This window comes from Bradyrhizobium barranii subsp. apii, assembly GCF_011516635.5.
GTDB lineage: Bacteria > Pseudomonadota > Alphaproteobacteria > Rhizobiales > Xanthobacteraceae > Bradyrhizobium > Bradyrhizobium barranii.
Genome location: NZ_CP096255.1, coordinates 1 through 21,450, shown reverse-complemented (window position 1 = coordinate 21,450; position 21,450 = coordinate 1). Strand labels below are relative to the sequence as shown.

General features: G+C 65.2%; 13 protein-coding genes and 3 pseudogenes. 3 read left to right on the top strand and 13 right to left on the bottom strand.

What is annotated here, in order from left to right; translation table 11 throughout:
* Window positions 1-55: 55 nt before the first annotated feature.
* Window positions 56-1,027 (top strand): annotated as a pseudogene (locus HAP41_RS00085) (YiiX/YebB-like N1pC/P60 family cysteine hydrolase).
* A 220-nt stretch (window positions 1,028-1,247) separates the two neighbouring features.
* On the opposite strand, the gene HAP41_RS00080 reads toward HAP41_RS00085, so the two are convergent.
* Window positions 1,248-1,523, bottom strand: a complete 276-nt coding sequence (locus tag HAP41_RS00080) for a metal-sensitive transcriptional regulator (RefSeq protein ID WP_007598521.1) — start codon at window positions 1,521-1,523, stop codon at window positions 1,248-1,250.
* Window positions 1,524-1,573: 50 nt separating this feature from the next.
* Here HAP41_RS00080 and HAP41_RS00075 point away from each other — a divergent pair, with 50 nt between their 5' ends.
* Complete coding sequence (locus tag HAP41_RS00075; protein ID WP_166066138.1) at window positions 1,574-4,051, top strand: heavy metal translocating P-type ATPase; 2,478 nt, start codon at window positions 1,574-1,576, stop codon at window positions 4,049-4,051.
* 214 nt (window positions 4,052-4,265) lie between these two features.
* Window positions 4,266-4,712 (top strand): nickel-responsive transcriptional regulator NikR, encoded by a 447-nt coding sequence (gene nikR, locus HAP41_RS00070; RefSeq protein WP_166066139.1) that lies wholly within the window; start codon window positions 4,266-4,268, stop codon window positions 4,710-4,712.
* A gap of 181 nt (window positions 4,713-4,893) precedes the next feature.
* Here the strand turns inward: nikR and murA are convergent, their stop codons facing one another.
* The 12 genes and pseudogenes from murA to dnaA all read right to left on the bottom strand — a co-directional run bounded on the left by murA (window position 4,894) and on the right by dnaA (window position 21,450).
* Window positions 4,894-6,189, bottom strand: coding sequence for a UDP-N-acetylglucosamine 1-carboxyvinyltransferase (gene murA / locus HAP41_RS00065; protein WP_014491005.1), 1,296 nt, complete (start codon window positions 6,187-6,189; stop codon window positions 4,894-4,896).
* Between the two features lie 248 nt (window positions 6,190-6,437).
* Window positions 6,438-6,905 (bottom strand): hypothetical protein, encoded by a 468-nt coding sequence (locus HAP41_RS00060; RefSeq protein ID WP_166066140.1) that lies wholly within the window; start codon window positions 6,903-6,905, stop codon window positions 6,438-6,440.
* A gap of 239 nt (window positions 6,906-7,144) precedes the next feature.
* Window positions 7,145-9,580: a DNA topoisomerase (ATP-hydrolyzing) subunit B gene (gene gyrB / locus HAP41_RS00055; RefSeq protein WP_166066141.1), complete on the bottom strand. Its 2,436-nt coding sequence runs from the start codon at window positions 9,578-9,580 to the stop codon at window positions 7,145-7,147.
* 282 nt (window positions 9,581-9,862) lie between these two features.
* Window positions 9,863-10,606, bottom strand: coding sequence for a hypothetical protein (locus tag HAP41_RS00050; protein WP_166066142.1), 744 nt, complete (start codon window positions 10,604-10,606; stop codon window positions 9,863-9,865).
* Between the two features lie 139 nt (window positions 10,607-10,745).
* Window positions 10,746-10,930, bottom strand: a pseudogene (locus HAP41_RS00045) (hypothetical protein); the annotation flags it as partial.
* A 164-nt stretch (window positions 10,931-11,094) separates the two neighbouring features.
* Window positions 11,095-13,637 (bottom strand): annotated as a pseudogene (locus HAP41_RS49915) (arylsulfatase).
* Window positions 13,638-13,780: 143 nt separating this feature from the next.
* Window positions 13,781-15,949 carry a hypothetical protein gene (locus HAP41_RS00030; RefSeq protein ID WP_166066144.1) on the bottom strand — a complete coding sequence of 723 codons (2,169 nt, stop codon included), beginning with the start codon at window positions 15,947-15,949 and terminating at the stop codon, window positions 13,781-13,783.
* Between the two features lie 106 nt (window positions 15,950-16,055).
* Window positions 16,056-16,799: a hypothetical protein gene (locus HAP41_RS00025; RefSeq protein WP_166066145.1), complete on the bottom strand. Its 744-nt coding sequence runs from the start codon at window positions 16,797-16,799 to the stop codon at window positions 16,056-16,058.
* A gap of 119 nt (window positions 16,800-16,918) precedes the next feature.
* Complete coding sequence (recF, locus tag HAP41_RS00020; RefSeq protein ID WP_166066146.1) at window positions 16,919-18,055, bottom strand: DNA replication/repair protein RecF; 1,137 nt, start codon at window positions 18,053-18,055, stop codon at window positions 16,919-16,921.
* A gap of 90 nt (window positions 18,056-18,145) precedes the next feature.
* Window positions 18,146-18,511: an endonuclease domain-containing protein gene (locus HAP41_RS00015; protein WP_166066147.1), complete on the bottom strand. Its 366-nt coding sequence runs from the start codon at window positions 18,509-18,511 to the stop codon at window positions 18,146-18,148.
* A 127-nt stretch (window positions 18,512-18,638) separates the two neighbouring features.
* Complete coding sequence (gene dnaN, locus HAP41_RS00010) at window positions 18,639-19,757, bottom strand: DNA polymerase III subunit beta (RefSeq protein ID WP_014491013.1); 1,119 nt, start codon at window positions 19,755-19,757, stop codon at window positions 18,639-18,641.
* A 280-nt stretch (window positions 19,758-20,037) separates the two neighbouring features.
* The gene (dnaA, locus tag HAP41_RS00005) at window positions 20,038-21,450 is read right to left on the bottom strand and encodes a chromosomal replication initiator protein DnaA (protein ID WP_063980098.1); all 1,413 of its coding nucleotides are present in this window, start codon (window positions 21,448-21,450) and stop codon (window positions 20,038-20,040) included.

The window sequence follows — 21,450 nt, the reverse complement described above, 5'->3', positions numbered from 1 at the left end:
ACCATGATAGAGAAGGGAAAAAGACGGCTGGAAAAGGCCGTGGGGGGAGTTTGAAATGGGGACGGTTCTGGACTCAGTCGGCAAGCTGATTGCCGCGTACCTCTCGAAGGAGGTGCCGGGCTACGAGCCGTTCACGCCGAGCGACCCGGAGCACCTGCGCGGCGTCATCGAGCCCGGCGACGTGCTGCTGGTCGAGGGCAACAACCGCATCTCCGGCATCATCAAATATCTGACGCAGTCGACCTGGTCCCATGCCGCGCTCTAAGTCGGTCCGGTCGAGGGCGCCGTGGAGCCCAACGGCGAGCCGCATGTGCTGATCGAGGCCAATATCGGCGAGGGCGTCACCTCGGCGCCGCTGTCGAAATATTTCCCGTATCATACCCGCGTCTGCCGCCCGGTCGGGCTGTCCTATGAGGACCGCACCACGGTCTGCCGCTATGCGATCAACCGCATCGGCTTCGGCTATGACACCAAGAACATCGTCGACCTGATGCGCTTCCTGTTCCCGTTGCCGATCCCGCAACGCTGGCGGCGGCGCATGATCTCGATCGGTTCGGGCGATCCGACAAAAATCATCTGCTCGGCGCTGATCGCGCAGGCGTTCGATGCCGTGCGCTATCCGATCCTGCCGAAGATCACCAAGGCCGGCAGCCGCGCCGCCCGCCGCGAGATCCTGCACATCCGCGATTCCTCGCTCTACATGCCCCGCGACTTCGACATCTCGCCCTATTTCGAAGTCGTCAAACCCACCATCGTGCACGGCTTCGACTACACCGCGCTGCACTGGGCCGACAAGCAGAAGCCGCTCGAGGAGGTAGCGGGCACATTCAGTGTGTTTCCAGAAACGCTCAGTGCGCCGCCGCTCGTTCCTGAGAAGGTTGACGAAGAAGCGCCGACTGAAGTTCCGGCTGAAGAAGTGAGCGCGCAGCCCGCGGAGATGGGCGCCATCTGCTCCGAGCATTTTGTGCTGCTGAACGAACTGGCGATGTACCGCGTGCGGGGACGCGCGCAGGAGATGGCGGCGTAGCCCCGCTGTCGTCCCCGCGAACGCGGGGACCCATACCGCGTAATCTATCGAGTGCGGGCAGTCTTTGTACCGACCCGGGATCAACTTCTAGTCTTCGCCAAACCCCTCCCTGGGGTTATGGGTCCCCTGCGTTTGCAGGGACGACACCTGTGGGCGTGGTGCGATCTCGCATCAACAACCGTCATTGCGGGCGTAGCCAAGCAATGACGATGGTGAGAGCCTACCGTTCCGCCCGCCCGATCACCGCCATCAGCTCCGCGATCTTCTCGCGCTGATCGGCCTTGTCGCCGCTCGCGATCGCGTGCTCGACGCAATGGGCGACGTGATCCTTCAGAACCTCTTCCTCGACCCGGCGCAGCGCGGCACGCACGGCCGAAATCTGCGTCACGATGTCGATGCAATAGCGGTCCTCCTCGACCATCTTCGAGAGGCCGCGAACCTGACCCTCGATCCGGCCAAGACGTTTTCCGACGGATGCCTTGATGTCCTTGCGCATGCGCTCTATATACCCCCCTAGGGTATATGTTGCAAGGCCGGAGCATGGCAATGAACGACGCCGAACACGGGCACCATCACACGTCGGAAACATCGTCCGGATGCGGCTGTTCCGCCAAGGCTGCTCCCGAGGCCGCCCCCAAGGCTGCCCCGCCAGTCGACAAGCCCGCGGCGTCCTCCTGCTGCGGCGGGCACGGCGATTACGCCCAGCATCACGCGCATGACCATGGCGCCGCCGCGACCAAGGTCCTCGATCCCGTCTGCGGCATGACGGTCGATCTCGCGACCTCGAAGCATCACCACACACATCACGGCGAGACCTTCCATTTCTGCTCGGCCGGCTGCCGCACCAAATTCGCCGCCGATCCCGCAAAGTATCTCGCCAGAGAGAAGGCGCCCGAACCCGAGATGCCCGCGGGCACGATCTACACCTGCCCGATGCACCCGGAGATCCGCCAGATCGGACCCGGCAGCTGCCCGATCTGCGGCATGGCGCTGGAGCCGGAGGTCGCAAGCCTGGACACCGGCCCCAATCCGGAGCTCGCCGACATGACGCGGCGGTTCTGGATCGGTGGCGCGCTGGCGCTGCCGGCGGTGGTGCTGGAGATGGGCGGCCATCTCGCCGGACCACACGACTGGATCGATCCGGCGCTGTCGAACTGGATCCAGCTCGTCGTCACCACACCCGTCGTGCTGTGGGCCGGCTGGCCGTTCTTCGTCCGCGGTTGGCAGTCTCTGGTCACCCGCAACCTCAACATGTTCACGCTGATCGCGATGGGCACGGGCGTCGCCTATGTCTACAGCGTCGTCGCGACTGTGCTGCCGCAGATTTTCCCGGCGACCTTCCGCGGTCATGATGGCGCCGTTGCCGTCTATTTCGAGCCCGCCGCTGTGATCACCGTGCTGGTGCTGCTCGGCCAGGTGCTGGAGCTGCGCGCCCGTGACGCGACGTCGGGTGCGATCAAGGCGCTGTTGCAGCTTGCGCCAAAAACCGCGCGCCGCGTCGATGCCGATGGCGGCGAGCACAAGGTCGAGATCGATACGCTCCACGCCGGCGACCATTTGCGCGTCCGTCCCGGCGAGAAGGTGCCGGTCGACGGAATTATCCTCGAGGGACGCTCCGCGCTCGACGAATCCCTCGTCACCGGCGAATCCATGCCGGTGACCAAGGAGCCAGGTGCAAAAGTTATCGCCGGCACGCTCAACCAGTCGGGCGGCTTCGTCATGCGCGCCGACAAGGTCGGGCGCGAGACGCTACTGTCGCAGATCGTGCAGATGGTCGCCGACGCGCAGCGCTCGCGCGCGCCGATCCAGCGGCTGGCCGACCAGGTCGCGGGCTGGTTCGTGCCGACCGTGATCGCCGTTGCCATCGCCGCCTTTGCCGCCTGGGCCTGGTTCGGACCGGAGCCGCGGCTGGCGTTCGGCCTCGTTGCCGCCGTCAGCGTGCTGATCATCGCCTGCCCCTGCGCGTTCGGCCTGGCGACCCCGATGTCGATCATGGTCGGCGTCGGCCGCGGCGCGCAGGCGGGCGTGCTGATCAAGAACGCCGAGGCGCTGGAGCGGATGGAGAAGATCGACACGCTGGTGGTCGACAAGACCGGCACGCTGACCGAGGGCAAGCCGAAGGTGGTCGCAATCGTTCCGGCTGCCGGCTTTGCGGAGAACGACATCCTCCGTGTTGCGGCCGGCGTCGAGCGCGCCAGCGAGCATCCTTTGGCCGACGCCATCGTGCGCGCCGCGAAGGAGAAGCAACTCACCCTCGCTCAGGTCGAACAGTTCGACTCGCCGACGGGCAAGGGCGCGACCGGAAAAATCGACGGCAGGAGCATCGTGCTCGGCAACGCAAGATACCTGGGGTCGATCGGTATCGACACCAGAGCGCTCGATGCCGAGGCCGAACGGATGCGCCAGGACGGTGCCACCGTGATCAACATGGCCGTCGACGGCAAGCTGGCCGGCCTGTTCGCGATCGCCGATCCGGTCAAGGCCTCGACCCCGGAAGCGCTGAGGGCGCTGGCCGATGAAGGCATCAAGGTCATCATGTTGACCGGCGACAATCGCACGACGGCGGAAGCGGTGGCGCGCCGGCTCGGTATCGCCGAGGTCGAGGCCGAGGTTCTGCCGGACCAGAAGAGCGCGGTGGTGACGAAGCTGCAAAAGGCCGGGCGCAGCGTCGCGATGGCGGGCGACGGCGTCAACGACGCGCCCGCACTGGCGGCCGCCGAGGTCGGCATCGCCATGGGCACCGGCACGGACGTGGCGATGGAGAGCGCCGGCGTCACCCTGCTGGGCGGTGATCTCACCGGCATCGTGCGTGCGCGAAGACTGTCGCAGGCAACCATGAGCAACATCCGGCAAAACCTGTTCTTCGCCTTCATCTACAACGCCGCCGGCATTCCGATCGCGGCCGGCATCCTCTACCCGGCGTTCGGCATCCTGCTGTCCCCGATCATCGCCGCGGCGGCGATGGCGCTGTCCTCGGTGAGCGTGGTCGGGAATGCGCTGCGGCTGCGCGGGACCCGGCTGTGATGATGACGGTGCGCTCCCTCGCCCCGTTCTTACGGGGCCGCGACGAGCTTCGCTCGCACTGAGAGGGTCGGGGTGAGGGGCTGCTTCCGCGACCACGGTGACAATTGGACTCGTGGAGAGTCCCCCTCACCCGGAATTCAAGCTACGCTTGAACTCCGACCTCTCCCCGCAAGCGGGGCGAGGTAACAAGAGCGGTACGCGCGGAGAGGACCTGATGCAGCGGATTACGATCACCATCGAGGACGATCTTTTGGCGGAGATCGACGCGGCGGCGGAAGCGCGCGGCTACCAGAACCGCTCCGAGATCATCCGCGACCTCGCGCGCGCCGGCCTGCAACAGAGCACCGAGGACACCGCGCAGACCGGCCCCTGCGTCGCCGGCCTCGTCTACGTCTACGACCACGCCGCGCGTGATCTCTCGAAGCGCCTGGTGCAGGAATTCCACGGCCACCACGACCTCGCGCTGGCCACCCTGCACGTCCATCTCGACGATAACAATTGCATGGAGATGACGGCGCTGCGCGGCGACGCCTCCGAGGTCAAGCATTTCGCCGACCACATCATCGCCGAGCGCGGCGTCCGCTACGGCCGCGTGGTGATGATCCCGACGGGTGAAGGGAAGCAGGCGAAGGCGCGCAAGCACGGGCACCGGCACGAGTAGGGGCGAGTCGCACACGCGCTTAACCCTCTCCCCTTGTGGGAGAAGGTGGCGCGAAGCACCGGATGAGGGGTTTTCTCCGCGAATCCACTCTGATTTGAATTCGCGGAGAAAACCCCTCACCCGTCTCGCCGCTGCGCGGCGAGACACCCTCTCCCACAAGGGGAGAAGGGAAGAGGAGCCCTCAGCCCTTCCTCTCCGGCACGCGCCTGATCTTCGCGCCGAGCGCGTTCAGGCGTTCGTCGATGCGCTCGTAGCCGCGCTCGATCTGGTCGGCGTTGTTGATCGTGGAGGTGCCCTCGGCGCAGACCGCGGCGAGCAGCATCGCCATGCCGGCGCGGATGTCGGGCGAGATCATCGATGCGCCACGCAGGCGGCTGGGGCCGGCGATGATGGCGCGATGCGGATCACAGAGAACAATTCGCGCGCCCATGGCGATCAGCTTGTCGACGAAGAACATCCGCGATTCGAACATCTTCTCGAACATCAGGATCACGCCGTCGCATTGCGTGGCGGTGACGATCGCGATCGACATCAGATCGGCCGGGAAGGCCGGCCAGGGCTGGTCTTCCAGCTTCGGCACGTGGCCGCCGAAATCGTCCTGGATCTTCAGCGTCTGGTTCGAGGGCACGATGAGATCGTCACCCTCGATGCGGCAGACGATGCCGAGCCGCTCGAACCCCATGCGGATCGAACGCAGATGCTCGACGCCAGCGCGCACGATGCGAAGCGGGGAGCGTGTGACGGCCGCAAGCCCGATCAGCGAGCCGACCTCGATATGGTCGGGCTGGATCCGGTAGGTCGTGGCGCCCAGCGTCGCCGGTCCATGCACGATCATGGTGTTGGTGCCGATGCCCTCGATTCGCGCGCCGAGCGCGACCAGGAAATTGGCGAGGTCCTGCACATGCGGCTCGGAGGCCGCGTTGCGCAAATGGGTGACGCCGTCGGCGGCGACCGCTGCGACCAGCGCGTTCTCGGTTGCGGTGACGCTCGGCTCGTCCAGAAACACGTCGGCACCGGCGAGCTTTGCCGCGCGGAATTCGAGCCGGTCGGTGGCGGTGACCTTGGCGCCCAGTTGTTCGAGCGCGAGCACATGGGTGTCCAGCCGACGGCGGCCGATGACGTCGCCGCCGGGCGGCGGCAGCATCACTTCGCCGCAGCGGGCGAGCAGGGGGCCCGCGAGCAGGATCGAGGCGCGGATACGGACGCAGAGCTCGGGGTCGAGGTCGGCGGCTCGGATGCTCTTGGCGTGGATGTGCAGCGTGTTGCGGGCAGTCCATTCCGCCGCCGCGCCGACCGAGCGGATCAGCTCGACCAGCGTCTCGGTGTCGCGGATCCGCGGCACGTTCTCCAGCGTCACCGGATGCTCGGTGAGCAGGGCGGCGGCGATGATCGGCAGCGCGGAATTCTTGTTGCCGGACGGCTCGATCGAGCCCGAGAGCCGGTGACCGCCCTCGACAATGTACTGGATGGGCGCCACGGGGTTCTCGCTGTCCTGTTGGGTGGGGCTGTTTCGGGCGGAAACTACAGAGAATTGAGCGCGGAAGCAATTGCGGCAGCCGCAGTTGGTGGCCCCGATGAAGGTCTGAGACCCTCATGGTGAGGAGCGCGGAACGCGCGCCTCGAACCATAGAGGCCCGGCTCGCGCTCGCAGCCATCCTTCGAGACGCCCGCTATCGCGGGCTCCTCAGGATGAGGTCCGGAGCTTGTGGCGCGGCAGGCCACCCATCAAAGCAGCCCGATGATATTCGCGACCACATACAGGATCGCGATCAGGATCAGCGCGCCGATCATGGCGAAGGAAATCTCGATCGCGATGGCGCCGGTGCCGAGGATGGCGGCCACGGCGGCAAGGAGCCGCTCCTCCCGAAAGATCAGCGCGAGGACCGAGAGCAGGATGGCGAGCAGGCCGAGCGAGATCGCGGTGGCCGAAGCGGTTTCGCTCCAGCTCCGTCCAGCCGATTTCTCGACCTTGGGCGTCTGATACTCCACGCCCTTCACCCGCGCGATCACGCGGTCCTTGATGCGATGGCCGGTGTCGACGATGACCTGGTCCGCCGGGGGCGGCGGGAACACCATCGGCACCACCCAGTGCGGCAACACAGCCGCCATCAGCGCCAGCACACCGACAATGCTGCCGATGATGCCGAGACGGCGGGAAGGGAGGGCGGAACTGGTGGTCGCAGAGCTGGTCATGCGTGGCGCATCCCGGCCGGAATTGGCCTTACGGGTTCATGCCGTTTCGTCGCGATGGTGGGGGGTGAGGTTCAGCGATGCTGGGATCGGCCTAGCCGTCATGCCCGGGCTTGTCCCGCCTGCGCGGCCGAAGCCGCTTCGGCGAGGCGAAGGCCCGGGCATCCACGTTCTTTGTTCCGCGGAGCAAGGCGTGGATGGCCGGGACAAGCCCGGCCATGACGCTGCGGAAGCAGCGCGCCTCAGATATCGATCGTCGCGCTCAGGGAGTGTTCCTGGATGAAGTCGCGGCGGGGCTCGACCACGTCGCCCATCAGCTTGGTGAAGATGTCGTCGGCCTCGTCGACCTCCTTGACCTTCACCTGCAGCAGCGAGCGCGCATCGATGTCCAGCGTCGTTTCCCAGAGCTGCTCCGGGTTCATCTCGCCCAGACCTTTGTAGCGCTGCAGCGTGATGCCCTTGCGGCCGGCGTCGGTGACCGCTTCGAACAGGTCGACCGGGCCGTAGACCATGTGCTCGATGTCCTTGCGCCGCAGCTTGCCGGGGCGGGCATAAACGTCCTGGAGCTTCACGGTGTATTCGTCGAGCTTGCGGGCTTCGACCGAGCCCAGGAAGGCTGCGTCGATGACGGCGGCTTCCTTGACGCCGCGCACGGTGCGCTCGAACTGGAAGCCCTGGCCTTCCAGGTACTGGCCGACCCAGCCGCGCTCGACCTCCTCGGCCTGGTTGTCCAGCCGTCCCGCGATGTATTGTGCCGCTGCGGCGGCTTTCTCGGGATCGCCGTAGATCGCCTTGTTGAGCACGCCGGTGATGGCGGCCTGCTCGATCACCTTGCGATTGTAGCGGCTGTGCAGATTGCGCAGGACGCTGCGGACGGTGCGGGCGTCGTCGACCAGCGAGCGCAAATCGCGGCCGGTGCGATCACCGCCGACGCCGGGAATGAAGACGCAGTCGTCGAGGCCTGTGTCGATCAGATAATCCTCGAGCGCCCGCTCGTCCTTCAGATACTGCTCGGACTTGCCGCGGCTGACCTTATAGAGCGGCGGCTGGGCGATATAGAGGTAACCGCCGTCGATGATGTCGCGCATCTGCCGGTAGAAGAAGGTCAGCAGCAGCGTGCGGATGTGGGCGCCGTCGACGTCGGCGTCCGTCATCACGATGATCTTGTGATAGCGCAGCTTCTCGATCGAGAACTCGTCGCTGATGCCGGTGCCGAGCGCGGTGATCAGCGTGCCGATCTGCTCGCTTCCCAGCATCTTGTCGGGGCGGACGCGTTCCACATTGAGGATCTTGCCGCGCAGCGGCAGCACCGCCTGGAATTCACGGTTGCGGCCCTGCTTGGCGCTGCCGCCTGCCGAGTCGCCCTCGACGATGAAGAGTTCGGACTTGGCCGGATCCTTTTCCTGGCAGTCGGCGAGCTTGCCGGGCAGCGAGGAGACCGACAGCGGGCTCTTGCGCGTCAGCTCGCGCGCCTTTCGCGCGGCTTCACGCGCGGCGGCGGCCTGGATCACCTTGCCGACGATCATCTTGGCCTCGGACGGGTGCTCCTCGAACCAGGCCTGGAGCGCCTCGTTGAGGACGTTCTCGACCACGGGACGCACTTCCGAGGACACCAGCTTGTCCTTGGTCTGCGACGAGAATTTCGGATCGGGCACCTTCACCGAGAGAACGGCGGTGAGGCCTTCACGGCAATCGTCGCCGGTCAGCGCGATCTTTTCCTTCTTCGCATTGGCCTCGGCATAGCCGTTGACCTGGCGCGTCAGCGCGCCGCGGAAACCGGCCAGATGCGTGCCTCCGTCACGCTGCGGGATGTTGTTGGTGAAGCACAGCACGTTCTCGTGGTAGCTGTCGTTCCACCACAGTGCGGCCTCGACGCCGATGCCGTTGGCTTCCGCGCGCACCATGATCGGCGCCGGCACGATCGCCTTCTTGTTGCGGTCGAGATATTTGACGAATTCCTCGACGCCGCCGGAATAGTGCATCTCCTCGCGCTTCTCGACCGCGTGGCGCATGTCGGAGAGGGCGATGTTGACGCCGGAATTGAGGAAGGCGAGCTCGCGCAGCCGGTGCTCCAGCGTCGCAAAATCATATTCGATGTTCTTGAAGGTTTCCGTCGAGGCCTGGAACGTCACCTCGGTGCCGCGCTTGCCCGGCGCGTCGCCGACCACCACCAGCGGTGCGACCGCATCGCCATGGGCGAACTCGATGTAGTGCTCCTTGTTGTCGCGCCAGATGCGCAAGCCGAGCTTGCTCGACAGCGCGTTGACGACGGAGACGCCGACGCCGTGCAGGCCGCCGGAGACCTTGTAGGAATTCTGGTCGAACTTTCCGCCGGCATGGAGCTGGGTCATGATGACCTCGGCCGCGGAGATGCCTTCGCCCTTGTGGATGTCGACGGGAATGCCGCGGCCGTCGTCGCGCACCGTGACGGAATTGTCGGCATTGAGCACGACGTCGACGCGCGTGGCATGGCCCGCGAGCGCCTCGTCGATCGCGTTGTCGACGACCTCGTAGACCATGTGATGCAGGCCGGAGCCGTCGTCGGTGTCGCCGATATACATGCCCGGGCGCTTGCGGACGGCGTCGAGACCCTTGAGCACGCGGATCGATTCCGCCCCGTAATCGCTCGGATTTGAGGGCTCGTTTTCGGCAGGCGTCTGCCGAGCAGGTTCTGTCATGAGAGGCCTTCGAGATGTCGCCCGAATCAGCCGCGCAAAAGGCGCTGATTTGCAGGCTATTTGTGCCATGAAAGACCGCTTGCGCCTAGCGCAAAGTATCCTCCGGCAACCCTTTGACGAAATAGGGATTTTTAGCCGGTTTTCAAGGCTCCTGGAGGTCGATTCTGGGGCTTGCGAAAAGGGCGATTCGAGGCCCTGTTTTTAGCTCTTGAAGGCGTGGATTTTGCGGGGCGGAGAAGCGCGTTCCCAGGCGCCGTGGCGCCTCTGAACAGGCCACTGGGTTCAGTAGATCTGATCCGGCTTCTTGTCGTCGTCGCCCAAGCTGAGGGACCAGGCCTCGCCTGAGGCCACGGTGATGGTATCGGTGCGCACCGGATAGCCCGACACGACCAGCTTGTAGGAATACGTGCCGGGCGGCAGATCCAGCGTTTGTGGGTGATTGACGCCGCCCGCGATCTTGATGGTCTGATCGTTGATCGTGAGCGAAGCCGTGTCCGGCGCGAGATAGCCGAATATCAGCCGCGCTTGTCCTGCTATCGGCAGGAAATTGGCCTTCGCCGCGGCCTCCGTATTCCGCTGCACCAGGCTGACAATGGTCTCGTCCTGCGCGCGGCCAAGCTTCAGGGTGGCTGGCCCCTTGGGGGAGGCGAAGGCGAGCTGCACATGATCGGTGGCAACCACAGCTCCATCCGGCTTTTCCTCCCAGCCGCGCTTTGCGAGCTCCGTGCGGTAGAAGGCGAGCACATCGCTGAGCTGGGCCGGCACATGGGCTTCGAGCCCGACCCGCAGCGGGATTTCGATGCCGGTCATATGGGTGATGTTGGAGCTGGAGACGTTGTGTTGCTTCGGCACCGGCATCTCGGCGTCGGGATCCGCCGGTGTGAGTGCGGCCGAAGTTTGCGGTGACGGGTGCGGCAGCCATCCGCCAGCGCCTGCGGCGACCAGGCCGCCCGCGAGAAGAGCGAGGCCGCACGCGAACAGCCGCCATCGTGCCGGGACCTTCGTTCTGCGCCTCACCGTCGTCATGCCACTCTCCAGGGATGTCGCGCGTTGTGGTCTTCGCGCGATGCAGCGGCTGCGACACAGTCGCCGCCGCCTCCGGACGACTAGTCGCCCCACCAACTGGACAGGTTCAACCTGGCCGTTACAGGCACAGGCGGCGGGATCAATACATCCGGAGCGGCAGCACGTCGCCGCTTGGCCCCACGAAGAGGCCCCAGGCGTCGCCGGCGGCTACGGTCAGGGTCTCGTTGCGAGCGGGCTGCCCGGGCAGGCGCAGCGCGTACTGGTAGGTGCCGGGCGGCAGGCGAGCATCGGGCCTTTCGGCGATTGCGGGCCGCCGGCGCCGGCAACGCATCCAGCGCGCCAAATGAAGAATCCACTGCCGGCACTCCCTTCTATACGCGATGATATTTCGCGCAGGCTTTCGAAGCGGATCCCGCCGAACGATTTCTTAGCGAAGAAGGATGAGTCGTGGCGTTGGGGCCGACATGAATCGCCACGACTTGTCGCGCTCAGTCCCTCGCTCTTTCGAGCGCGTGTCGAATGACCTTTTGCTCATCCTCCGTCATCTGCGTCGCGCCAAGCTTGAAGGTTAGCTTGTCGATCTTGCCGGTGAAACGGAAGGGCAGCTTGTAGCTGTCGTCCACCGTCGTGCGGGTGTCGCTGCCGATGTCAAACGTTTCGTCGATGGCCATAAGAAACGGAATCGTGTGCGGGATCGTCTTTGCGGCCACCAGCTTGCCATCGGCCGTCAGTACACCGGTGCCACCCTTGCCCGGACCGGGTCCGTTGTACTTGAAGTCGAATACAATGGTGTGCTTGCCCGGCTTGAGCGCATCGGTAAACAAGTCGCGACCGCCAATGCCGCCTTCCCAGCGGTACCGTTCTAGATCGAGCAGGTTATAGACGAAGACCGGCTTGCCTTTGAGCAGGTAGAGGGCGTATCCGCCAAAGCGACCGCCTAGAGTTGCGATCATTCCTTCCGCGCCGCCCTTAGGAACGGTAACCTCGGCCGTGATCGTGTAATCCTTATTGAGAAGGCTCGGAGCGTTAGCGTCAGGAATGCCAGCGTTCTCACCAGAATATGTGAAAACGGTTCGTCCGGCGGTCGCGCTTGGGCGCGGTGTCACAATGCGGGGCAGGACCGAGTTGTCCAGCGGAAAGACCTGGTATTTCGCCGCCTCCGACAGGAACAACGCTTGCAACTCCTTGAGCTTGTCGGGATTCTTGGCTGCGAGGTCATTGGCCTGCGAGTAATCCTCGGCGATGTTGTAAAGCTCCCACTTGTATTCATTGATCCCCGGCAGCTTGGCTGGTGCCCAGAAGCCAGGGAGGCGCAGGCGGCGTCGTACATGCATACCAACCATCGTGATAGATGCCGCGGTTCGCGAACATCTCGAAATATTGCGTGTCGCGCTTTGACGGCGCGTTGGCGTTGGCCTGGTCAAACGTATAGGCCATGCTGACGCCCTCGATGGGCCTTTGCTTGATGCCATTGACGGTGTCGGGAGCTTGAATGCCTGTGGCTTCCAGAATCGTCGGCACGATGTCGATCATGTGATGGAATTGGCTGCGGATGCCGCCGACGTCCTTGATGTGGCCGGGCCATGAGATGGCCATGCCTTGCCGGGTGCCGCCGAAGTGCGATGCCACCTGCTTGGTCCATTTGAACGGGGTATCGAAGGCCCACGACCACGCCACCGACATATGCGGGTAGGTCTTGTCGGAGCCCCAATCCTCGTAATGGAGCATCAGCTCGGTTTCGGGCAGTTTCAGAATGCCGTTGTAGGCGGTCATCTGGTTCGGCGTGCCCTCGAGGGTTCCTTCGGCGCTGGTGCCATTGTCGCCGCTGATGTAGATGATCAGGGTGTTGTCGAGTTTGCCCATGTCCTCGACCGCCTGGATGACGCGGCCGATTTCGTAGTCGGTATACGCCGCATAGCCGGCAAACACCTCGGCTTCGCGCGCGTACAATTTCTTCTGGATGAACGAGAGCGAGTCCCATTTCGGCAGCGTATCCGGCCAGGCGGTGAGCTGGGTATTCGCCGGGATCACCCCGAGCCGCTTCTGGTTTGCGAAGATCTGCTCGCGCAGCTTCTCCCAACCCATGTCGAACTTGCCCTTGAACTTCTCGCTCCATTCCTTCTTCGGCTGATGTGGCGAATGGGTGCCGCCGGGCACGTAGTAGACGAAGAACGGCTTCTCGGGCGCCGCCGCGTTCAGTCCGTTCATGTAGTTGATGGCGTCATCCGCCATGTCGGTGATGAGGTTGTAGCCGGTCTTGCCGACCCATGGAAAAACCTGGCTCGTGTTGCGGAAAAGGTAAGGCGTCCACTGGTCGGTCTCGCCGCCCATGAACCCATAAAAATACTGAAATCCCATGCCGATTGGCCATTGGTCGAACGGCCCGGCCGAGCTGTACAGATAGGTCGGGGTGTTGTGGTTCTTGCCGAACCATGAGGTGGCAAATCCATTGTCCCGAAGGATAGTCCCGACCGTTGCACTGTCGGGGCCGATGACGGAATCGTAGCCGGGAAAGCCGGTGGACATTTCGCCGATCACGCCAAACCCCACCGAGTGGTGGTTGCGGCCGGTGATCAGCGCTGCCCGCGCTCGGCGAGCAGAGCGCTGTCGAGTGAAACTGCGTGTAACGCAGGCCCGCCTTGGCGATGCGATCCATGTTCGGGGTCGGGACCACCCCACCGAAGGTGCCGGTCACGCCATAACCCTGGTCGTCGGTCATGATCAGCAGCACGTTCGGCGCGCCTTTGGGCGGCACAACGGACGGTGGCCAGTATGGCTTGGAGTCCGTGGCATCTTCCTTGATCACGCCTTCGAACTTCGGAGGTTCAGGCGGAAGCTGCTTGCCATCGATGGTTGTCGTGGCGCTCGGCGAACCCGGCGTGCCGGTGGTTTGCTGCGCGAGGCTGGTCGTCTCCAGCGCGCACAGCAAAAAAGCGACGGTCAGTGCGGTGCCGCCAAGCAGCAAGTTGCGGTGGTTTAGTAAGCGGCTTTCTGGCTTTGAGCTATCGTCAACGTGACGGGTACGGTTCATTGCAAGCTCCCTCTTGGAGACGTCAGAACCCTGTTGACGCCTATTCGGGCCGCAATGCCGCAACGCTCTGTTGATTTAGATCAACTTTCCGCCCACGGGTCCGAAACGCCGGCTGCGCGTGGGCGCACCTGCTTCGTCGCACCTCAATACATCTGCAGCGGAAGCACGTCGCCGCTTGGCCCCACCAGGAGGCCCCAGGCGTCGCCGGCGGCTACGGTCAGGGTCTCGTTGCGAGTGGGCTGCCCGGGTAGGCGCAGCGCATACTGGTACTTGCCGGGCGGCAGGTCGAGCATCGGGCCTTTCGGCGATTGCGGGCCGCCGGCGCCGGCCGCGATCTTGATGGTCTGCTTGTTGATCGTCAGCGACGCCTCCTTCGGCCCGATATTGCCGAGCATCAGCCTCGCCTGTCCCGCCTTGGGCATGATGTCGGCCTTGGCCGCTGCCTGCGGATTCCGCTGCACCAGGCTGACCGTTGTCTCCTCCCTGGCGCGGCCGAGCTTCAGCATGGCCGGACCCTCCGGCGAGGTGAACGCCAGCTCCGCCCGCTCGGCGGTAACAGTCGCGCCGTCAGTCTTTTCCTGCCAGCCGCGCTTGGTGAGCTCTGCGCGATAGAAGGCGAGGACATCTGAGAGCTCAGCCGGAATGCTGGCTTCAAGCTCCTTGCGGAACGACTGGTCGCTGCCGGGGAATTTCGTCGAGCTGATCCCACTTGAACTGCGCTGCGTCGGTACCAGCAGGGCGGAATCGGGATCGGGCTTCAGCGGCTCGGTCGATTTGGCTTGGATCGGCTTTGCTTCTGCCGATTTGGCCTCAACCGGCTTCGCCGCAGCCACCATGAGGCCGGATCCGGTGGCGCTGACATTCACCTTCGGGCCCATCTGCACCACGGTCATCGAGATCGACTTGCCGGCCTTGGAGAATTCCATCACCGCCATGTTGGGCTGGTTGATGACGGAGGGCTGCTCTTTCCAGCCCGCGTTCTTCAGCGATGCGCGGTAGAAGCTGCCGAGAGCCTTCACGCTCGACGTGGAAGAGAATTCGAGCCGGCCGTCGCCGCCTTCGAACGTCACGCCTTCGGCGGTCTCGGGCAGCGGCACCGGCGTCTTGCTGTCGGCGAGCGCATTGAGCGGCGCATCGGAGAGCGCGGCGGCCTGCACCTTGCGGCGGGCCTCGTCGGCGGCGATGAGTTGCTTGGCCGCACCGAGCGCGTCACCAAGAAATTTCTCATCGGCTTCTTTCTTCGCCTTGGCGCGGGCGGCCAGCGCGGATTCTTTCACCTGCACGTTCAGGCTGATCATGGTGAAATCATATTTGCGGCCAAGCCGCAGCACGCCGGTCTCCTCGGCGTTGGAGACTTTGATCGCGACTTCGTCGCCGGGCGCGAGCGGCGCGCTGCCATCTTCCTGCCAGCCGCGCGCGGCGAGCTCGCGATGATAGAAGGCCAGCACGGCGGGCAGCTCGGCCATCGCGGCGGCCGACATCTCGCGCTTGTTGGAGCTTGCGCTGCCGAGGCCCCTGGCCGTCTTGGTCGGGTTCGGCCGCGGCAGGCCGGCCAGATCGTCATCGGCCTTGAGCTCGCTGGGCAGGGCGAAGGGCGCGACGCGGATATCGACATTGGTGCGGCCGTCGTCGCGGCGCGTCAGCGTCAGCATGACCGGCTTCTGCTGGTAGAAGCCGGTGTCCTTGCTGTCAGGGTGCGCGTAGAAGGCGCGCAGGCCGTTGGGAACGGTTTCATCCAGGCTGGTCGTCCAGCGCGCGGCGGTTTCCGGCGTGAGTTTCTGCCAGCCGATCGCGGCCATCTGGCTGGCGTAGAAATCCGACGTCACATCGAGCGCGCTGGGCGCAATGCAGCCGAGATAGGGCCGGGTCCCATCGAACATGATGTCGCTCGCGCCGTCCGGAAACGGCACGTTCCCGTAGATCCGGTCGGTCGTGTAGTAGACCACGGATTGATCGGGCCGGCCGAGGGCCTGCGTGAAGTGAACCGAAAGGCCCTGCCGTCCCTTCTTGAAGTTCAGCGTGGTGCTCTTCTCCTCCAGCGGCCTCACATAGGGCACCCAGCCGTCAGCGCTGAGGAGTTTCTTCACCGCCGGCGACGTCACGGCTTCCGGCGTCGGCATGCGGTATTCGACGCGGTAGGGATCGGGGCGCGAGGTGTCTTCCACCGCGCCCTCGAGCTGCGGCAGCGCATGGACGTCGACAATGCCTCCGTCGGCGGCGGCCGCGATCGAGCAGCTCGCCATCAGGACAAGGCCGCAGGCAAGCAGCTGCCATCGTGCCGGGACTTGCGTCCCGCGCGGGATCATCGACATCGTCACGTCTCCTGGATATCGCGCAAGGCTCAGGCGCGCGCATTTGCAGGCTGCGACACCGTCGGCGCGGCCTCAGACGAGAAGTCGCGGCAGAAACCCGGGAGGTTCAATACAGCAGGAGCGGCGACCATGCCTCTCCGTCGCGCCCGACCGTAAGCTCCCAGGTATCGCCGGCAGCGAAGTTGAGGATGTTCGTCGTGGCTGGATGGCCCGGCACGCTCACCTCGTAGGGATATTTGCCGGGCTGCAGATCCAGCGAAACCGCGTAGGCGCCGGCGGCGTGCTTGATGGTCCGGTCGTTGATCGTGAGCGAGGCTTCCGTTTCGCTGATATTGGAGAACACCAGCTTCGCCTGGCCGGGCTCGGGCATCACGTTCGCATTGGCCGCGACAGATGCATTCTTCTGCACGAGATCGACGGCGGTGCTGGCGTCTTTGCGGTCGAGCGCCAGCATGCCAGGTCCGAGCGGGGAGGCGAAGGCGAGCTGGACGTGATCGGCGGAGACCACCGCGCCATCGCGCTGCTCCTGCCAGCCGAGCTTGCTGAGCTCGGTGCGGTAGAAGGCGAGGACGTCGCCGAGCTCGGCGGGCACGGTGGCCTCCAGCCTTGTGCGGAGCGGCGTTTCAACGCCCTTGACGACGGTGGTGTGCGTTCCTCGGTAGCTGTAACGGGTCGGCGCGGGCAGCTTGGCAGCGGGGTCCGGCGTGAGCGCCGACGCGAACAGCGGCGACAGATGCGGCACCCAGGCGCTGGCGCTTGCTGCGAGCATGCAGACCGCGAGCAAGAGGAGGCCGCACGCAAAGGCCAGCCATTGAGCCGGGACTCGCGCCCCGGTCCTTACCGTCCGCATCTCATTCTCCAGGGTTTTCGCGCGTGATGTCATTTGCGCGCTGGCGAAGGCCGTGACAGGCATCGCCGCGGCCTCAAAGGCTAGTCGCGATTGCAAACGGCCGGGTTCAACGGCGCGGTCTAGCGCCGGGCGGAGACACGTCCGCTCTCGACGTCAAAGACATCGCCGCCTGCGCCAATGTCGGCGAAGGCGGCGGGGTCGGCGCCGGTCAGCCACACCTGCGCGCCGAGCTTGCGCAGCTCCTCGAACAGCGCCGCGCGCCGGTTCGGATCGAGATGCGCGACGACCTCGTCGAGCAGCAGCAGCGGCACGATGCCGGTCATCTCGGCGACCAGGCTCGCATGCGCCAGCACGAGGCCAATCAGCAGCGCCTTCTGCTCGCCGGTCGAGGCATCGCGCGCCGGCATGCTTTTCGGCGCATAGATCACCTGGAGATCGGTGAGGTGCGGGCCGTCGGTGGTGCGGCCGGCGATGGCGTCGCGCGGGCGGTTGTCTCGCAGGATCTGGCGGTAGCGGTCCTCGACCGACGTCGCGGTCTCGTTGAGCAGCGCGTTCTCCATCCAGCCATCCAGCGCGATTTGCGCGGACGGAAAGGCGGATGCCTGCGCGCGGGCGTTGAGCATGCCGGTGAGCCGCGCTGCGGTCTGGCCGCGCGTTGCGGCGACCGCGACCGCAAGCTCCGCGGTCTCGCGCTCGATCGCATCACACCAATGGTCGTCGTAATTGCGCGTCTCGAGCAGGCGGTTGCGCGACCGCAGGGAGCGTTCGAGCGCGGAGATGCGGCTGGAATGCTCGCTGTCGATCGCCAGCACCAGGCGGTCGAAGAAGCGCCGTCGTTCGGAGGCCGCGCCCATGAACAGCCCGTCCATCGCCGGCGTCAGCCACACCATGCGGATATGGTCGCCGAAGGCGGTGGCCGAATTGACCGGCTCGCGGTCGATGCGGCAGCGCCGGCTGACTGCGGCGTCCGCGCGTGGCGCGTCGATGCCGGTGCCGAGCGTGGCGAGCCCCAGCGCGCCCTCGACCTGCGCGGACACCGCCCAGGAGCCGTCGCCCTGGTTGTCGGCGACATCTTCCAGCGTGGCGCGCCGCAAGCCGCGGCCCGGCGACAGGAACGAGATCGCCTCGATGCAATTGGTCTTGCCGGCCCCGTTCGGCCCGACCAGCGCCACCATGTCAGCCGCCGTCTCGAGCCCCGCCGCCCGGTAATTGCGAAAATGCGTCAGCGTCAGGCGTTGAATGCGGGAGGGGGTCATATCACTCTGTCATTGCCGGGCAGTGCCTTCCCTCCCCCCTTGTGGGGGAGGGTGGCGCCTCACGAAGTGAGGCGACGGGTGAGGGGTATCTTACCGCCCGGCAAGCTTTGCAAGGATGTCTTCCAACACAGAAGTGGGTTGCTGTAGCACGTCATTGTTCCAGTAGCGCGCTATGGCGAAACCTTCGGCGGACAAGGCCGCGTCACGAGCTGCGTCGCTTTCTGATTCTGCATGTTGGCTTCCGTCAATCTCGATCACGAGTCTTTTCTCGAAACAGACAAAGTCGAGAATGTAGTTCTTGAACGGCTCCTGTCGGCGAAACTTGAATGTGGAGAGCCGACGATCCCTCAGCAAGCGCCACATTGCCCTTTCGGCGTCAGTCGGCTCGTGCCGCATCTTCCGTGCAAATTGGCGGAGAGGCGGGGAGGTCGGTCGATGGGACGGGTCTCGTGGCACCAACCCCTCACCCAAGTGAGTTTGCGTCAAACACCGGTGCAGCCCTCTCCCACAAGGGGAGAGGGCGCAGTAACGTGCATCGCGCTTGGTTCTAAAGGCAGTGTGTGCTGGCGAGGGAACACGTCCCTCACACCCGCATCGGCATCAGCACGTAGAGCGCGCTCTTGTCGTCCTTGTCCTGCACCAGCGTCGGCGAGCCGGGGTCGGCGAGCTTCAGCGTGGCGACGTCGCCTTCGATCTGGGCGGCGATGTCGAGGAGGTAGCGCGAGTTGAAGCCGATATCGAGGGCGTCGGAGGCGTATTCGACTTCGAGCTCTTCAGTCGCGCTGCCGGAATCCGGGTTGGTGACCGACAGCACCAGCTTGCCCGGCGACAGCGAGAGCTTCACGGCCCGGCCGCGCTCGCTGGATATGGTGGAGACGCGGTCGACCGCGTTCTCGAAATCCTTCTTGTCGACGACGAGCTCCTTGTCGTTGCCCTGCGGGATCACGCGGCCATAGTCGGGGAAGGTGCCGTCGATCAGCTTCGAGGTCAGCACCACATTGCCGATGGTGAAGCGGATCTTTGCCTGCGACAGCTCGATCGTGACTTCGGCCTCGTTGTCCTCGATCAGGCGCTGCACCTCGCCGACGGTTTTCCGAGGCACGATCACGCCGGGCATGCCGTCGGCGCCCTTGGGCTGGACCAGGTCGAGCTGGGCGAGTCGGTGGCCGTCGGTGGCAACGCCGCGCAGGGTGGCGGCCGTGGCCGTGCCCGCGGCGTGCAGATAGATGCCGTTGAGATAATAGCGCGTCTCTTCGGTCGAGATCGCGAACTGGGTGCGGTCGATCAGCCGCTTGACGTCCTTGGCGGCGAGCGAGAACGAATGCGACATGTCGCCGGCCGCGAGATCCGGGAAATCATTCTCCGGCAAGGTCTGCAGCGTGAAGCGCGAGCGGCCGGCGCGGATCGCCAGCACGGCGCGGTCGCCGTCGGCCTCCAGCACGATCTGCGAGCCATCAGGCAGCTTGCGCACGATGTCGTAGAACATGTGCGCCGGCACGGTGGTGGAGCCCGCGGTCGCGGTTTCGGCCGGGAGCGTCTCGGTCACCTCGAGGTCGAGGTCGGTCGCTTTCAGCGACAATTTCGCGTTCTCGGCGCGCACCAGCACGTTGCCGAGGATCGGAATGGTGTTGCGGCGCTCGACCACGCGGTGGACATGACCCAGCGATTTCAGGAGTTGCGCGCGTTCGACCGTAACCTTCATTGCACTACTCGCCCGATCCCCAAGGAAACACAACGTTGGAAAAGCCGGGCGGCGGGACGCGCGCCACGGCATCGAAGACCCCGAAAAGCCGGATCATCCAGCCGATATGACCAAAGCCGTCAGGGTCGCGCAAGGTGGCGCGGAAAGCCATCCGTTTCAAGGGATTGGGGGGTGGTTCCCCACGATTTACAGCCCAAAAGGAGGGCGGCCGTCCCGGCAAACGAACACCGCCGCCCGGGCATGGCCGGGGCGGCGGGAGAATGGCAGGAGCCTTAGGCGTTTATTCCTGAAGCTGGCGCTTCAGCGACTCGACTTCCTCGGACAGCGCCGTGTCCTTGTTGACCAGCGCCTCGATCTTGCGCACGGCGTGCAGCACCGTGGTGTGGTCGCGCCCGCCGAAGCGGCGGCCGATCTCGGGCAGCGAGCGCAGGGTCAGCGTCTTGGCGAGGTACATCGCCACCTGGCGCGGACGGACCACGTTGGCGGTGCGGCGCGAGGACAGGAGGTCGGAACGGCTGACATTATACTGCCGAGCCACCACGCGCTGGATGTCCTCGATCTTGATCCGCTTCGGCTCCTGCGGCCGGACCAGATCGCGCACCTCGCGCTCGGCCATCTCCAGCGTCACCGGCTGGTTGTTCAGCTTCGAATGCGCGAGAAGCCGGTTGATCGCGCCTTCGAGGTCGCGGCCGTTATGGGTGATGGTGCGAGCCAGATAGAGCAGCACCTCCTCCGGCACGTCGAAGGTGGCGTGATGGGCGCGGGCCGCCGCGACGCGCGACTTCAGGATGCCATGCCGCAGTTCTTCGCCGAGCGAGCCCATCTCGACCACGAGACCGCCGGCGAGGCGCGAGCGCACGCGATCGTCGAGGCTTTCGAGGTCGGACGGCGGACGGTCGGCCGCAATCACGACCTGGCGGCCGGCATCGATCAGCGCGTTCAGCGTGTGACAGAACTCGGCCTGGGTCGACTTGCCCTGCAGGAACTGGAGGTCGTCGATCACGAGCACGTCGATGCCGCGCAGCGCTTCCTTGAAGGCGAGCGCCGTCTGCGTCTTCAGCGCGGCGACGAAGCCGTACATGAATTTTTCGGCCGTGAGATACAGCACCTTGCGCTCGTTGCCGGAATTGCCTGCCCAGGTCACGGCCTGGAGCAGATGCGTCTTGCCGAGACCTACGCCCGCATGGATGTAGAGCGGGTTGAACATGACGGGATCGCCGCGACGCCCTTCGGCGACCTGACGTGCCGCCGCATGCGCCAGCGTGTTGGAGCGGCCGACGACGAAGCTTGCAAAGGTCAGGCGCGGATCGAGCGGCGAGCCGCCGAGCGCGTCATGATTTGCGGAGACCGGCGCAGTCGCCGTCGAGCGCAGTTCCGGCGCGGGCGCGCGGCGTGTTTCGACCGGCGCAGGCGTCTCCTTCTGCTGCACGACCGGGCGCACCGCGGAGCGAACGGTGAGATCGATGCGATGAACTTCCGGCGCCTCGGCCTGCCAGCACGACAGTACGCGCTCGGCATAATGCGCCTGAATCCAGCTCTTCAGGAAGCGCGTCGGCACCGAGAGCCGCACGCTCTCCTCCTGCACGCCTTCCAGATCCATACGGGCGAACCAGCTCGTATAGACGTCTTCGCCTACGTTCGAGCGCAGCCGGCTCTTCACGCGTGACCAGCGATCCTGTTCCGATGTGTTCAT

Coding starts and splice junctions, on each gene's coding strand:
- HAP41_RS00025 (WP_166066145.1), bottom strand. CDS start 16,799: ATGCGGACGGTAAGGACCGGGGCGCGAGTCCCGGCTCAATGGCTGGCC.
- dnaA (WP_063980098.1), bottom strand. CDS start 21,450: ATGAACACATCGGAACAGGATCGCTGGTCACGCGTGAAGAGCCGGCTG.
- dnaN (WP_014491013.1), bottom strand. CDS start 19,757: ATGAAGGTTACGGTCGAACGCGCGCAACTCCTGAAATCGCTGGGTCAT.
- HAP41_RS00080 (WP_007598521.1), bottom strand. CDS start 1,523: ATGCGCAAGGACATCAAGGCATCCGTCGGAAAACGTCTTGGCCGGATC.
- HAP41_RS00075 (WP_166066138.1), top strand. CDS start 1,574: ATGAACGACGCCGAACACGGGCACCATCACACGTCGGAAACATCGTCC.
- nikR (WP_166066139.1), top strand. CDS start 4,266: ATGCAGCGGATTACGATCACCATCGAGGACGATCTTTTGGCGGAGATC.
- HAP41_RS00060 (WP_166066140.1), bottom strand. CDS start 6,905: ATGACCAGCTCTGCGACCACCAGTTCCGCCCTCCCTTCCCGCCGTCTC.
- recF (WP_166066146.1), bottom strand. CDS start 18,055: ATGACCCCCTCCCGCATTCAACGCCTGACGCTGACGCATTTTCGCAAT.
- HAP41_RS00030 (WP_166066144.1), bottom strand. CDS start 15,949: ATGTCGATGATCCCGCGCGGGACGCAAGTCCCGGCACGATGGCAGCTG.
- HAP41_RS00050 (WP_166066142.1), bottom strand. CDS start 10,606: ATGACGACGGTGAGGCGCAGAACGAAGGTCCCGGCACGATGGCGGCTG.
- gyrB (WP_166066141.1), bottom strand. CDS start 9,580: ATGACAGAACCTGCTCGGCAGACGCCTGCCGAAAACGAGCCCTCAAAT.